A 13,168-nucleotide genomic window follows, 5' to 3' on the forward strand; every position below is an offset into this window, starting at 1 on the left:
TTTCAGGCGGGGTCGGGCCAGTCGGCGGCGGCGGTGAGGAACAGGTCGTTCTCCTCCGGGGTGCCGATGGTGACGCGGCAGCCGTCACCGGGGAACGGCCGCACCAGCAGTCCGGCGCGGCGGCAGAACTCGCCGAACTCGGCGGTCCGCTCACCGGTGGGCAGCCACACGAAGTTGGCCTCCGTTTCCGGCACGCTCCAGCCCTGGTCCCGCAGCGCTTCCCGGACCCGCCGTCGTTCGACGACCACGGCGGCCACGCGGCTGCGCATCTCCTCCTGGCAGCGCAGCGATTCGATCGCGGCGAGCTGGGCCATGGTGGACACCCCGAACGGCACCGCGCATTTGCGGATCGCCGCGGCCACCTGCGGGGACGCCACCGCGTACCCGACGCGAAGTCCGGCCAGCCCGTAGGCCTTCGAGAAGGTGCGCAGCACGCACAGGTTCTCCCGGTCGGCGAACGTCAGGCCGTCCGCGGCCCGCTCGTCGCGCACGAATTCGGCGTAGGCCTCGTCGAGCACGACGAGCACGTCGCGCGGTACCGCGTCGAGGAACGCTTCGAACTCGTCGCGGCGCACCGCGGGCCCGGTGGGGTTGTTGGGGGAGCAGACCAGGATCAGCCGGGTCCGTTCGGTGACCGCCGCGGCCATCGCCGCGAGGTCTAGGCGTGCGCCCTCTCCCAGCGGCACTTCGACCCGCGTCGCGCCCGTCACCTGCACCGAGATCGGATACGCCTCGAACGAACGCCATCCGTAGACCACCTCGTCCCCGGCCTGCGCCACGGCCTGCACGAGCTGGTGCAGCAGGGCGACGCTGCCGGTGCCGACGGCGATGCGGCCGGGGTCGACGCCGAGATGCCGGGCCAGCTCCGAGGTCAGTTCGGTCGCGGCGAGATCCGGGTACCGGTGCAGGGATTCGACCGCGGCGGTGGCCCTGGCGAGCACCCCGGGCAGCGGTGGGAACGGGTTTTCGTTGCTGGACAGTTTCACCAGGCCGGGGCTCGCCTTACCGGGCACGTAGGCGGGGATGCCGGACAGCGCCGTCCGCACACGCGGGTTGGTGATCACTTCGCCTCCAGGAATTCGAGCGCGGCCTGTTTGAAGGCCCGGCTGCTCAACGCGTTGAAGTGGTTTCTGTTCGGCAGGGGCACGAACGGCGCGCCCAGTGCCGCGGCGAGTTCGGCGGCGTCCGGGGCCAGCGTGTCGGCGTCCCCGGCCGCCAGGAGCGCGGGCACCGGGGCCGGTCCCTCGATCCGGTGCCCCGCCATGTCTTCGGCGATCGCCTCCAGCCCGGTGGCGCCCAGTTCCCGCGCCACACCGGCCATGTCGGCGGCGGAGGCGGGGCGGGCGCCGAGGCCGCCGAGCACGAGCCTGCGCACCCGCCCCGGGGCACGCCGGGCCAGCGCCCAGCCGGCCAGGCCGCCCATCGAGTAGGTGATCACGTCCGCTTCGGCCACCCCGGCCGCGGCGAGCACCGCGAGGAGGTCGTCCGCCAGGTTCTCCGGTGTGAAACCGTCCGGCGGCCGGTGAGCCTGGCTGTGGCCGTGGCCCCGCAGGTCCACCGCCAGCACCCCGTGCCCGCCCAGCGCCCGCGGCCACCCGGTGGCGCCCCAGGTGCGTGCGCTGTCGCTGGCGAAACCGTGCACCAGCAGCACGGTCCGTTCGCCCGGCGTGTGGTCGTACCAGATCTTGCCGCCGTCCGGCGCGATCGCGAACACGCTCAGTCCTCCGGCAGGGTCAGTCGCACCCGGCGGGCAGGCTTCTCCTCGCGGGGCACCGTGCCGACGATGCCGGCCTGGTCGTCGGGCACCTCGAAGGTCACCAGCGGATCGCCCACGGCGAGTTCGTCGTTCTCGCCGACGTGCAGGCGCAGCACCTTCCCCGACTGCGGGGAGGGGATCTCCACCGAGGCCTTCGTGGTCTCCACGTCCACCAGCGGCGCGTTGCGCTCGACGAACTCACCCTCGGCGACCAGCCATTCCAGCACCTTCGCGCCGATCAGGCCCTCACCGAGATCGGGAAGGGGAAAGGTCAGTTCAGCCACGGCGGTACTCCAGGACGGTCTGGACGGCGGTCAGGATCCGGTCGATGCCCGGCAGGTACTGGTCTTCGAGCGGCCCGGCCGGGTAGGGCACGTCGTAGCCGGTGACGCGCTGCACCGGGGCCCGCAGCGTGTCGAAGCACCGCTCGGTGATCAGTGCGGACACCTCCGCACCGAGACCGGCGGTCAGCGGTGCCTCGTGCACGACCACCGCGCGGCGGGTGCGGCCCACCGATTCGGCCAGGCCCTCGGCGTCGATCGGCTTGAGCCAGCGCAGGTCCAGCACCTCCAGTTCGACGCCGTCCTCCGCGGCCAGTTCGGCGACCTGCAGGCAGCGGGACACCATCGCGCCCCACGCGATCAGCGTCGCGTGGCGGCCGGGCCGGGCGATGCGGCTCGTGCCGACCGGCGCGACGGGGACCGGCGCCGCGGGATCGAACGGTTCGCGATGCCAGTACCGCGACTTCGGCTCCAGGAAGATCACCGGATCGGGATCGGCGATGGCCTGCCGGAGCAGGTGGTAGCCCTCGCCCGGGGTCGACGGGGACACCACCTTGAGGCCGGGGACGTGCGCGAACAGCGACTCCAGGCTTTCGGCGTGGTGTTCGGGCGCGCGGATGCCGCCGAAACTGGGCAGCCGCAGGGTGATCGGCATCGGCGCGGTCCCCCGGCTGCGGTAGTGCATGCGGGCGACCTGGTTGACGATCTGGTCGACCGCGGGATAGCTGAACCCGTCGAACTGGATCTCCGGCACCGGCCGCCAGCCCGCCAGCGCGAGCCCGACCGCCATGCCCATGATCGCCGATTCCGCCAGCGGGGTGTCGAAGACGCGGTCTTCGCCGAACTTGGCCTGCAGCCCGTCGGTCACCCGGAACACCCCGCCGAGCCTGCCCACGTCCTCGCCGAAGACCAGCACGCGGTCGTCGTCCTCGCAGGCGTGGCACAGCGCCAGGTTGATCGCCTGCTGCAGGGAGAACTCGGTAACGGCACCGATGATCGCGTCAGTGCTCGTCTCACTGGGCATCGGCCGACTCCTTCCAGCGGCGCTGCTGCTCCAGCAGGGCACGGGTGGGTTCGCGGTAGACGAACGAGAACATCTCTTCGCCGGGCTGTTCGCCCAGCGCCAGCAGACCTTCGCGGACCTCGCGGACCACCTTCGCCGCGTGGGACTCGGCCTCGGCCAGGAATTCCTCGTCGCCGATCCGCCGGGCCGAGCGCAGCAGTGGATCGTCCTGTGCCCGCTGCCGTTCCTCGGCCAGCGACCGGTAGCGGCCGGGATCGTCCGAAGTGGAGTGCGGGCCGAGCCGGTAGGTCATCGCCTCCAGCACGGTGGGCCCGCCGCCGTCGCGGGCGCGCTCCACCGCCTCCCTGGTCGCCTCGTACACCTCGGCCACGTCGTTGCCGTCGATCCGGCGGCCGGTGATCCCGTAGCCCTCGGCGCGCGCCGCGACCGAGCCGCCCGCCACCTGCCGCTCACTGGGCACCGAGATCGCCCATCCGTTGTGCTGGCAGAAGAAGATCACCGGCAGCCGGTAGACGCCGGCGAAGTTCATCGCCTCGTGCACGTCGCCCTGCGAGCTCGCGCCGTCGCCGAAATAGGTGAGCGCGACGCCGCCGGTGCCGTCGAGGCGGGCCCCCATCGCCCAGCCGACGGCGTGCGTCACCGGTCCGCCGACGACCGCGTTGAACGGCGCGAAGCGGGACGCCATCGGGTCGTAGAGGCCGCCGTGCCAGTTGCCGAGGTGACTGGCCAGGTAGCCGACCAGGTCGACGCCCAGCGCGACGGCCGCGCCCAGCTCCCGGTAGGTGGGGAAGGCGAAGTCACGGGTGGGGTCCAGTGCCGCCGCGCTCCCCACCTGCGCGGCTTCCTGGCCCTTCATCGGCGCGTACGCGGGGAGGACGCCCTGGCGTTGGAGGGCGATCGCCTCCTCGTCGAGGCGCCGTGCCACCACCAGGTGGCGGTGCAGTTCGCGGAGGTTCATGGCGGAAAGCGTGCAAAGCAGGTCCTCGATCAGGCAACAGTGTGCGATCAAGCTGGTCAGTTTGCGCGATTTGACGAGCACTTTCGCCAAAAAGCCGGACACTTTGCCGTCGATTCGACGGTTTTGCTGGGCACTGCTCTGTCCGGGTGGTGCCGTTTTCCCCCGCTGCAGCCGTGGGTAAGCCGGTCGTGTGATTCCTTCTCAGGCCAGCAGGGGCATGGACGCCCTGCCCGAGCTCGTGCTCAACACCGCCGCCGACCCCGCCCGCCGCAACGCGTGGCTGGGCTTCCACGACTCCCAGGCGCGGCTCGACCCGCCGCGGCTGCACCTCGAATGGCCCGGCGGGCAGGGCGAGCTCCACGTCTTCGCGGCGGGCGCGGGTTCGAGCCGGGCGGAACTGCGGGTGGACTGCGAGGCCGGAGAGGTCGCCGCGCGCATGCTCGACGCGCTCGCGGATCAGGTGAACGAGAACTTCAACCCGGACTGACCGCCCGGGCCGACACGGCCACGACTCGGCTGAGAACGGCGCGCCGACCCGCCCGGCTAAGCTGTATCTACTCGTACGGGCCGGTCAGTGCGGCCTGTGCTCAATCGATTCGACAGCGATCGCAGCAGATGAGGTGGCAAACAGCGTGTCCGAGACCACGCCGAACGTGCCGGACCGTCCAGCGCTGGACGGTCTGGATGCCAAGTGGGCGGACCAGTGGGAGCAGTCCGGAGTCTACCGGTTCACCGCTCCCGGAGAGCGTGCCGCGGTGTTCTCCATCGACACACCGCCGCCGACCGTCAGCGGCTCCCTGCACGTAGGCCACGTCTTCTCCTACACGCACACCGACATCGTGGCGCGCTTCCAGCGAATGCGGGGCAAGCAGGTCTTCTACCCGATGGGCTGGGACGACAACGGCCTGCCCACCGAGCGCCGCGTGCAGAACTACTTCGGCGTCCGCTGCGAGCCGTCGCTGCCCTACGACCCCGACTTCCAGGTGCCCGAACCGGTGGTCAAGAAGGGCGAGCGGCCGGTGCGTGACATCTCGCGCCGGAACTTCATCGAGCTGTGCGAGCTGCTGACCGCCGAGGACGAGAAGGCGTTCGAGGACACCTGGCGCAGGCTCGGGCTCTCGGTCGACTGGTCGCGGACCTACACCACGATCGGCAGGCACGCCCAGCGGGTCTCGCAGCGCGCGTTCCTGCGGCTGCTCGACCGGGGCGAGGCCTACCAGGCGGAGGCCCCGACGCTGTGGGATGTCGGGTTCCGCACCGCCGTGGCGCAGGCCGAGCTCGAGGACCGCGACCACGCCGGTGCCTGGCACCGGATCAGCTTCCACCAGCACGACGGCAGCCCGATCTACATCGAGACCACCCGGCCCGAGCTGCTGCCGGCGTGTGTCGCGCTGATCGCGCACCCCGATGACGAGCGCTACCAGCACCTCTTCGGTCAGACCGTCACCTCGCCGGTGTTCGGGGTGGAGGTGCCGGTGCTGGCGCACCCGGCGGCCGAGATGGAGCGCGGCGCCGGTATCGCGATGTGCTGCACCTTCGGTGACCTCACCGACGTGCAGTGGTGGCGCGAGCTCAAGCTGCCCGCCCGCACCGTCATCGGCCGCGACGGCCGCATCCTGCCCGAGCCCCCCGCCGGACTGGACAGCGAGGAGGGCCGGAAGGCCTACGCCGAGCTCGTCGGCGCGACGGTGCACACGGCGCGTGAGCGCGTCGTCGCCCTGCTCCGCGAGAGCGGCGACCTCGACGGCGAGCCGCGCAAGACGGTCCGCCCGGTCAAGTTCTACGAAAAGGGCGACAAGCCGCTGGAGATCGTGTCCAGCAGGCAGTGGTTCATCCGCTCGCTGGACCACCAGGACGCGATGCTGGCCCGCGGTGCCGAGCTGAAGTGGCACCCGGCCTACATGAAGGCCCGCTACGACGACTGGGTCCGCGGCCTCAACGGCGACTGGCTGGTCAGCCGCCAGCGGTTCTTCGGCGTGCCGTTCCCGATCTGGTACCCGCTGGACGAGGCGGGGGAGCCGGTCTACGGCGCTCCGATCCTGCCCGGCGAGGACCAGCTCCCGGTCGACCCGTCTTCGGACACCCCGGCCGGTTACACCGAGGACCAGCGCGGCAAGCCCGGCGGCTTCATCGGCGACCCGGACATCATGGACACCTGGGCCACCTCCTCGCTCACCCCGCAGATCGCCTGCGGCTGGGGCGAGGACGAAGAGCTTTACGCGCAGACCTTCCCGATGGACCTGCGCCCGCAGGCGCACGACATCATCCGCACCTGGCTGTTCGCCACCGTGCTGCGGGCCGAACTGGAATCGCAGACGCTGCCCTGGTACCACGCGGCGCTGTCGGGCTGGATCCTCGACCCGGACCGCAAGAAGATGAGCAAGTCCAAGGGCAACGTGGTGACCCCGATCGGGCTGCTCGAGCAGTTCAGCCCGGACGCGGTCCGGTACTGGGCGGCCAACGGGCGTCCCGGCACCGACACCGCCTTCGACCAGGGCCAGATGAAGATCGGCCGCCGTCTGGCCACGAAGCTGCTCAACGCCAGCAAGTTCGCGCTCGGTTTCCCCGAGCCGACGGCGGACGCACGCATCACCGAGACGCTGGACCAGGCGATGCTGGCCTCGCTGGACGACGTGATCCGGCAGGCGACCGACGCGCTGGAGACCTTCGAGTACACCACCGCGCTGGAGCGCATCGAACGGTTCTTCTGGTTCTTCTGCGACGACTACCTGGAGCTGATCAAGCAGCGCGCCTACGACGAGGAGGGCGGTGCGGCGACCCAGTCCGCGCGGCTCGCCCTGCGCAAGGCGCTGTCGAGCCTGCAGCGCCTCTTCGCGCCCTTCCTGCCGTACTCCACGGAAGAGGCGTGGTCGTGGTGGCACACGGACTCGGTGCACCGCGCCGAGTGGCCCACCCCGGCGGGCGCCGGTGACGGCGACAGCGCCGAGGTGATCGCGCTCGCCAGCACGGCGATCAGTGCGATCCGCAAGGCGAAGAGCGACGCGAAGCGCTCGATGCGCTCGCCGGTGGAGTCGGTGCGCATCCAGGGCCCGGCGAACCAGGTCGAGACGCTGGGCTCGATCGGCGCGGATCTGCGGGCCGCGGGCAACGTCGAGGCGCTGGAACTGGCGCCGGACGGTGAGGAACTGCGCATCGAGGTCGTCTTGGCCGAGGTCGAGGCGTAAGCCGGTACGACGAACGGAAACACCCCCCGGACAGCGCGTCCGAGGGGTGTTTCCGCGTGTGGGCAGGGTTTTCAGATGCTGGTGGTGATGCAGAACGGGTGCCCGGCCGGGTCGAGCAGGACCCGCCACTTGTCCGGCTGCGGCTGGTTCGCCGGCTCCTTGGCGCCCAGTTCGAGCAGGCGGGCCTGTGCGGCGTCGAGATCGTCGACGCCGAGGTCGAGGTGGGCCTGCTTCTCCGTTTCGGGGTCCGGCCAGGTGGGCTGCCGGTAGCCGTCCAGCCGGGCGAAGCAGAGGCTGGGTGCGCCTTCCTTGCCGACGTACACGAAGTCGTCGCTGGAGTAGAGCACCGGCAGGCCCAGCACGGCGGAGTAGAACGCGGCCAGCTCGGCGGGGTCCGCGCAGTCGAGGGTGACGGCGCCGAAGCGCGCCACCGGGGTCGTGGTTTCGGTCATGAACGCGACGGTAGGCGATGACCCGGACAGAAACGGTCCTGGTCGTGCCGCAGAATTCGGGGCGTGCTCAACACTTCGGCCCGGCTACTGGCGCTGCTGTCGGCACTGGCGACGCGGCCGTCGTGGACCTGCGGGCAGCTCGCGGCACACCTGGACGTCACCGAACGCACCGTGCGGCGGGACATCGCGCGGCTGCGTGAACTCGGGTACGGCATCGAGTCGGAGCCCGGCCCGTGGGGCGGCTACCGGCTCGGGCCGGGCAGGAACGTGCCGCCGCTGATCCTCGACGAAGAGGAAGCGCTGTCCGTGGCGGTGGGGTTGCGGGCGGCGGCGTTCGGGGGCATCGACGGCAGCGATCAGGCCGCCCTTTCCGCCTTGCTGAAACTGCGGCAGATCCTGCCGAAACGGGTCGCGCGCCGGATCGAAGAACTGGAGTCCGTGCTCACCCACACCGAGCCGCCGGAGGAACGGGTCTCGCCGAAGGTGCTGCTCCTGCTGGCCACCGCCTGCCGCGCCGGGGAACGCGTGCAGCTGTCCTATTGCGACAGACACGGGGTGGCGAGTATCCGTCGCGTCGATCCGCACCGGCTCGTCCACACGGGACGGCGCTGGTACCTCGTCGCCTTCGACGGCGAACGGCGGGACTGGCGCACCTTCCGGGGCGACCGCATCGCCGATGCCAAGCTCACCGGCCGTCCGGTGGAACTCACCGAGCGGCCGGACGCGGCCGGTCTCGTTTCGCGGGGTATGGCGGCCGTGCCCTACCCGGTCCGGGTGCGGTTCCGGCTGCTCTGCCCGCTCGCCGAAGCGCTGCGGCGGGTCCCCGCGACGATCGGGGTGCACGTGCCCGACGGTGACCAGGCCACGATCGTCGAGGTCGGCGGACCGGACGCGGACGGCCTGGCCAAGTTCCTCCTGCGCCTGGGGATGCCGCTGGAGATCCTGGAGCCGGAGGAGGTGCGAGCGGCGTTTCGCGCCCGCCTGCGGGCCCTGCTCGACGCGAACCAGTGAGCCGGGCGCGATCGGTTGTGCAGCGGGGCCTGTTTGCTCCGAATCATTCGAAGCAAACAGGCCCCGCTCAAACACTCCGGCGAGCCGGCGAGCCCGCGAGCCGGAGTACTGGTGGGGTCGTTTGGTGGGGGATGCGGCGGGAACCCGAAATGGATGAACGAGAAGGCGCACGGAAAACCGGAGGCCGCGGCCGGAGTCCCGCAGCCGAATCCGCCGAAGGGCGGGCCGAACCAGGACGAGGAGACCCCCAACCCCGCCGACCTCGCACCGGGCTTCGGGGGCACCACGGAGACCAGGCCGGTCAGCACGGAGGAAGAGCGGCCCGACGACGTTCAGGAACGGAAGTAGGGCTCGAGCAGCTCGCGGGCCAGCCTGCGCGCGTCCGCCTCGGGGGTGCCGTCCTCGACCATCCTGGTGACGGCGTAGACGATCGCCTGGATCAGCTCCGCCATCGCCTCCGGATCCCGGGTGCCGCGCTGGGCCAGCGTCTCGACGAGCGGGGTGCGGAGCTGGTCGTGGAGGGTCTTGCTGGTCTCTTCGAGCAGCTCGCCGCGCCCCGTGGCGGCGAGCGCGCTGACGATCGCGTGTTCCCCCCGGGCGACCAGGTGCAGGTTGGCGTCCACATACGCCAGCGCCCGCTCACCGGGATGGGTTGCCTTGTCCATCTGCTCCGTCACGTAGGCCGACCATTTCGGGAACGTGTCGATGATGAGCGCGTCCAGCAGGTCGTCGCGGGATTTGAAGTAGGAGTACACGCTGGGGCGGGCCAGGCCCGTCCGCTGCGCGACGGCGGCGAGGCTCGGTGTCTCGGCCCCGCCGCCCTCGGCCAGGATCTCGCGTGCCGCGTCCAGGATGGCCCTTCGCTGCATGGCGCGGTGCTCCGCAACGGTGGCCGCTCGAATCTTCGGCACGCGACTCCTCACTCCGCTCGAGTCAACTTGCCGTCAATCATCTCGTAAACCGCATCGCAGTGGCGCAGCACGTCGTGATCGTGCGTCACCATCACCGTCGCCACCCCGAACTCCTTGGCCTCGCGTGCCAGCAGTTCGGCCACATCCTGGCTGCGGACGCGGTCCAGCGCCGCGGTCGGCTCGTCCACCAGCAGCAGGTCCGGGTCCGTCGCCAGGGCGCGCGCGATGCCCACCCGCTGGCGTTCGCCGCCGGAGAGCTGGTGCGGCCGCCGGTTCGCCTTGTCCGCCATGCCCACCTGCGCGAGCAGTTGCTTCGGGTCGCGGGTGCCGCGGCGTTTGCGGCCGAACCGCCCGGGCAGCCGCAGCTGGTCCTCCGCGGTCAGGGCGGGGAGGAGATTGCCGGACTGGAACACGAAGCCCACGTGCTCGCGCCGCAGGGTGGTGCGAGCACGTTTGCCGGACACCGTCATGTCGTGCCCGGCGACGGTGACCTCGCCCGAGGTGGGCAGGGTGAGGCCGCCGGCCACCGCGAGCAGGCTCGACTTGCCCGCCCCGGACGGGCCGACGACGGCGACGAACTCGCCGGGCGCGACCTCCAGGTTCACCCCGTCCAGTGCGTGCACCGTCTCGTCGCCGTCGCCGAGCTGAAGGGTGACGTTCTTCATCACCAGCCCGCCTTCGGCGGCGCTGCCCTTCGTGCGGTGCCGGTCGGTGGTCCGGGTTTCGGTGGGGGTCATCGGTTTCCTCCGAGAGCGGTCGCCGGTTCGACCCCGGCGATACGGGCGATGGCGGCCGCGGCCCCGGCGAGGCCGAGCACCACCAGCAGCACCGCGGCCAGCGAGACGGACGAGGCACTCAGCGAGAACGGGACCTTGTCGCCCATCAGGCTGCCCAGCCCAAGGCCGATCGCGACGCCCACCCCGACCGAGGCCAGCAGCAGGATCAGGGCCTGTGCGAGGGAATCCCGCAGCAGGTAGCCGGTGGGTGCGCCCATGGCGCGCATCACCGCGACCTCGTGCTTGCGCTGGATCGTCCACACCGCGAAGAAGGCGCCCACGACCAGTGCCGAGATCGCGTAGAGGAAGACCTCGATCAGTTGCAGGGTCATGGTTTCCGCGGTGTAGCCGGGCGAAGCATCGAAGGATTCCTTCAGCGTCATGCTTTCGGTCCCCGCCGCGCGGTCGCCCTGAGCCAGGTCGGCGGCCGGGCCGGTCCGCAGCGCGACCGCGGTGATCTCCCGGTAGGCCTTCGCCGGGGCCCGGTCGTTCGGGCCCGCCCCGGCGTGGATCTCCTGCCACGCGGCGAGCGGGATGTAGGCGACGTCCACGTGCCCGAAGGTGTGCTGGTCGCCCAGCACGCCGACGACGCGCAGCTTGGTGCCGATCCGGTCGAGGGTGATGGTGTCGCCGAGCTTGATCCCGTTCTTCAGCGCGGTCTTGCTGACCACGATCCCGTCGGGCGCGCCCAGCCGGTCGCCCTCGGCGACCTCGGGGGACAGGAAGCTGTCCGGGCGCACGCCGAACAGGGCCAGGTCGATCGCGACCCCCGAGCCGCTCTTGCCGTTGGCCAGGGTGTTGCCGAAGGGGGCGGCCTGTTCGACCCCGGGCTGGTGGGCCCAGGTGTCCACCGCGCCGATGTCCACCACGCTCCGGGAGAAGGCGGAGTCCTTCTGGACGCCTCCGGCGAAGGCCAGTGAGGTCACCGGCATCCGCTTCAGCCCGGACACACCGTCGTTGACCAGGCCGTCGGACAGCCCGGACAGCATCACCATGAGGACCGCGATCAGCGCGACCACGGCGCCCATCAGTCCGAACCGCGCCCGGGTGAAGCGCAGTTCACGTACGGCCAGGAACATCGCCACCGCCTCGCAAGTTTGCCAACATCATGTCGGGATCATAACAACACGATGTTTGCATCTCTGGGGTGGCGGTCAGGCGAGCACGAGGGTGCCGTCGGGGGCCTCGGCGACGGCCGGGCCGTAGGGGCGGCTGATGCGGTCGAGCGTGGCGCGCAGCCAGGCGACGTCGTCGCGGGAAGCCGGTTCCAGCCGCAGGCGCCGTGCCTGGAACGGGACCATCCGCAACGCGACGAGTTCACCCGTCGAGGTCGCGACGGAAGCGAAGTACAGCAACCGGAGATCGTCCCGGTAGTCCTCGTAGCCCCGGATGCCCTCGTAGTCGTTGATCAGGTCGCCGCAGCCGTAGAGGATCAACTTCCCCCGGTACACCTCGATCGGCCGCGGGTGGTGCGACGAATGCCCGTACACCACGTCCACTCCCGCGTCGATCAGCCGGTGCGCGAACCGCCGCTGCTCGGCGGGAACCCCGTAGCCCCAGTTCGATCCCCAATGCAGCGACACCACCGTCACGTCCCCTGGCCGCTTCGCGGCGAGTGCCCGGCCGGCCAGGGGGAGGGCGGCCCGGCCGGACCTTTCGGACACGAAAGCGACCCCTGGCCGGTCCGGCCCCGCGGCCCACTCGGGCGGCACCCCGCTGGACTCCGACGCGCCCGCGACGACCACCGCGCTCCGTCCGTCACGGCGGGCCGTCACGACCGGGCCTTCGGCTTCCGCCCGTGTCCTTCCCGCGCCCGCGTAGCGGAGCCCGGCTTCGCTCAGTGCGGTCAGGGTGTCTTCCAGCCCCCGCTGCCCGAAGTCGAGCACGTGGTTGTTCGCCAGCACGCAGACGTCGGGCCCGGCGGCGGTGAGACAGCGGAGATTGGCCGGATTAAGCCGGTAGTGCACCCCCTTTCCCGGGGCGAATTCCCCGTCGGCGGTGATGCTGGTTTCCAGATTGAGCACTCGCACGTCCGGGGCGAACCGCGACAACGCCGCCAGCGCGGCCCCCCACGGCCACGCGAAACCCACCGGGCGGGGAATGAGCCCGTTCGCCCGCTCGGCGAGCATCACGTACGCCCTGGCGTCGTCGAGCGACCGTTCCCACAGCTCCGGGGGGCCGGGGTGCGGCAGGACCTGGTCGACGCCCCGGCCGAGCATCACGTCCCCGCACAGCAGCAACGAAATCGCGTCGGCGGTCACCCCGGCCGGGTCCGGTCAGGTGCTGGCGCAGATCGCCTCGACGAACCGTCCGATGGTCTGTTCGGGCAGGTGCCGGGCGAGATCCGCCTCGCTGATGATGCCGACGAGCCGGTGTTCGGCGATCACCGGAACGCGCCGGACCTGGTGCTCTTCCATCACCGAAAGCACGTCCTGGATGTCCGCGTCCGCGCTGACCAGGTAAGGGGTGCCCTGGGCGAGTTCACCCGCCGTGATCTGACGGGGGTCCTTGCCCACGGCGATGCACTTGATCACGATGTCGCGGTCGGTGATGATGCCGTGCAGGCGGTCGTCGTCGCCGCAGATCGGCAGCGCGCCCACGCCCAGGTCCCGCATCTGCTTCGCCGCTGTTTCCAGGTTCTCGTGCTCGCCGACGCACTTGGCTCCCGGGTGCATGATGTCGCGGGCTTTCGTCATGGTGATCCTCCTTGCTCTGCGGTATCCGCCGGGACTCGGCGAAACCCACAGGGTGCGCTGCCGCCCTTCCGTTTCCCAAGAGGCGAAGGTCCCCCTGTGGGTGATTGCGGGGAGTGTC

Annotated in this window: 15 protein-coding genes; 4 read left to right on the forward strand and 11 right to left on the reverse strand. The window is 71.0% G+C overall.

Annotation, left to right across the window (positions count from 1 at the left end):
- Positions 1-2: 2 nt before the first annotated feature.
- From hisC to ORV05_RS00885, 5 genes are read right to left on the reverse strand one after another with little or no spacing between them, the layout of a single operon-like run.
- Positions 3-1,061, reverse strand: a complete 1,059-nt coding sequence (gene hisC, locus ORV05_RS00865; RefSeq protein WP_268760067.1) for a histidinol-phosphate transaminase — start codon at positions 1,059-1,061, stop codon at positions 3-5.
- The gene (locus ORV05_RS00870; protein ID WP_268756537.1) at positions 1,061-1,714 is read right to left on the reverse strand and encodes an alpha/beta fold hydrolase; all 654 of its coding nucleotides are present in this window, start codon (positions 1,712-1,714) and stop codon (positions 1,061-1,063) included. The genes hisC and ORV05_RS00870 overlap by 1 nt, the downstream gene beginning before the upstream one ends.
- A 2-nt stretch (positions 1,715-1,716) precedes the next feature.
- Positions 1,717-2,040 carry a biotin/lipoyl-containing protein gene (locus ORV05_RS00875; RefSeq protein WP_268756538.1) on the reverse strand — a complete coding sequence of 108 codons (324 nt, stop codon included), beginning with the start codon at positions 2,038-2,040 and terminating at the stop codon, positions 1,717-1,719.
- A complete protein-coding gene (locus tag ORV05_RS00880; RefSeq protein WP_268756539.1) occupies positions 2,033-3,061 on the reverse strand; it encodes an alpha-ketoacid dehydrogenase subunit beta in 1,029 nt (342 codons plus the stop codon). The genes ORV05_RS00875 and ORV05_RS00880 overlap by 8 nt, the downstream gene beginning before the upstream one ends.
- Positions 3,051-4,019, reverse strand: coding sequence for a thiamine pyrophosphate-dependent enzyme (locus ORV05_RS00885; protein ID WP_268756540.1), 969 nt, complete (start codon positions 4,017-4,019; stop codon positions 3,051-3,053). The genes ORV05_RS00880 and ORV05_RS00885 overlap by 11 nt, the downstream gene beginning before the upstream one ends.
- 217 nt (positions 4,020-4,236) lie before the next feature.
- Here ORV05_RS00885 and ORV05_RS00890 point away from each other — a divergent pair, with 217 nt between their 5' ends.
- Both ORV05_RS00890 and valS read left to right on the forward strand, forming a co-directional pair.
- A complete protein-coding gene (locus ORV05_RS00890) occupies positions 4,237-4,506 on the forward strand; it encodes a hypothetical protein (RefSeq protein WP_268756541.1) in 270 nt (89 codons plus the stop codon).
- A gap of 145 nt (positions 4,507-4,651) precedes the next feature.
- A complete protein-coding gene (valS, locus tag ORV05_RS00895; RefSeq protein ID WP_268756542.1) occupies positions 4,652-7,204 on the forward strand; it encodes a valine--tRNA ligase in 2,553 nt (850 codons plus the stop codon).
- A 71-nt stretch (positions 7,205-7,275) separates the two neighbouring features.
- Here valS and ORV05_RS00900 read toward each other — a convergent pair whose 3' ends face one another.
- The gene (locus ORV05_RS00900; RefSeq protein ID WP_268756543.1) at positions 7,276-7,656 is read right to left on the reverse strand and encodes a VOC family protein; all 381 of its coding nucleotides are present in this window, start codon (positions 7,654-7,656) and stop codon (positions 7,276-7,278) included.
- Positions 7,657-7,719: 63 nt separating this feature from the next.
- On the opposite strand from ORV05_RS00900, the gene ORV05_RS00905 reads away from it, so the two are divergent.
- The gene (locus tag ORV05_RS00905) at positions 7,720-8,667 is read left to right on the forward strand and encodes a helix-turn-helix transcriptional regulator (protein ID WP_268756544.1); all 948 of its coding nucleotides are present in this window, start codon (positions 7,720-7,722) and stop codon (positions 8,665-8,667) included.
- Positions 8,668-8,820: 153 nt separating this feature from the next.
- Positions 8,821-9,015: a hypothetical protein gene (locus ORV05_RS00910; protein WP_268756545.1), complete on the forward strand. Its 195-nt coding sequence runs from the start codon at positions 8,821-8,823 to the stop codon at positions 9,013-9,015.
- Here the strand turns inward: ORV05_RS00910 and ORV05_RS00915 are convergent.
- The 5 genes from ORV05_RS00915 to ORV05_RS00935 form a co-directional block, all read right to left on the reverse strand.
- Positions 9,000-9,578, reverse strand: coding sequence for a TetR/AcrR family transcriptional regulator (locus ORV05_RS00915; protein ID WP_268756546.1), 579 nt, complete (start codon positions 9,576-9,578; stop codon positions 9,000-9,002). The genes ORV05_RS00910 and ORV05_RS00915 overlap by 16 nt on opposite strands.
- Before the next feature lie 8 nt (positions 9,579-9,586).
- Complete coding sequence (locus ORV05_RS00920; protein ID WP_268756547.1) at positions 9,587-10,315, reverse strand: ABC transporter ATP-binding protein; 729 nt, start codon at positions 10,313-10,315, stop codon at positions 9,587-9,589.
- Positions 10,312-11,433: an ABC transporter permease gene (locus tag ORV05_RS00925; RefSeq protein WP_268756548.1), complete on the reverse strand. Its 1,122-nt coding sequence runs from the start codon at positions 11,431-11,433 to the stop codon at positions 10,312-10,314. The genes ORV05_RS00920 and ORV05_RS00925 overlap by 4 nt, the downstream gene beginning before the upstream one ends.
- 75 nt (positions 11,434-11,508) lie before the next feature.
- Complete coding sequence (locus ORV05_RS00930) at positions 11,509-12,615, reverse strand: CapA family protein (RefSeq protein ID WP_268756549.1); 1,107 nt, start codon at positions 12,613-12,615, stop codon at positions 11,509-11,511.
- Positions 12,616-12,630: 15 nt separating this feature from the next.
- Positions 12,631-13,050: a CBS domain-containing protein gene (locus ORV05_RS00935; RefSeq protein ID WP_268756550.1), complete on the reverse strand. Its 420-nt coding sequence runs from the start codon at positions 13,048-13,050 to the stop codon at positions 12,631-12,633.
- Between the last annotated feature and the right edge of the window lie 118 nt (positions 13,051-13,168).

Origin of the sequence: Amycolatopsis cynarae (genome assembly GCF_026802195.1) — a bacterium.
Classification (GTDB): Bacteria; Actinomycetota; Actinomycetes; order Mycobacteriales; family Pseudonocardiaceae; genus Amycolatopsis_E; species Amycolatopsis_E rhizosphaerae.

Bases quoted from the DNA above. Each gene is read 5' to 3' on its own strand.
- ORV05_RS00925 (WP_268756548.1), bottom strand. From the start codon at position 11,433: ATGTTCCTGGCCGTACGTGAACTGCGCTTCACCCGGGCGCGGTTCGGA.
- ORV05_RS00935 (WP_268756550.1), bottom strand. From the start codon at position 13,050: ATGACGAAAGCCCGCGACATCATGCACCCGGGAGCCAAGTGCGTCGGC.
- ORV05_RS00880 (WP_268756539.1), bottom strand. From the start codon at position 3,061: ATGCCCAGTGAGACGAGCACTGACGCGATCATCGGTGCCGTTACCGAG.
- ORV05_RS00910 (WP_268756545.1), top strand. From the start codon at position 8,821: ATGAACGAGAAGGCGCACGGAAAACCGGAGGCCGCGGCCGGAGTCCCG.
- ORV05_RS00900 (WP_268756543.1), bottom strand. From the start codon at position 7,656: ATGACCGAAACCACGACCCCGGTGGCGCGCTTCGGCGCCGTCACCCTC.
- ORV05_RS00920 (WP_268756547.1), bottom strand. From the start codon at position 10,315: ATGACCCCCACCGAAACCCGGACCACCGACCGGCACCGCACGAAGGGC.
- ORV05_RS00885 (WP_268756540.1), bottom strand. From the start codon at position 4,019: ATGAACCTCCGCGAACTGCACCGCCACCTGGTGGTGGCACGGCGCCTC.
- ORV05_RS00890 (WP_268756541.1), top strand. From the start codon at position 4,237: ATGGACGCCCTGCCCGAGCTCGTGCTCAACACCGCCGCCGACCCCGCC.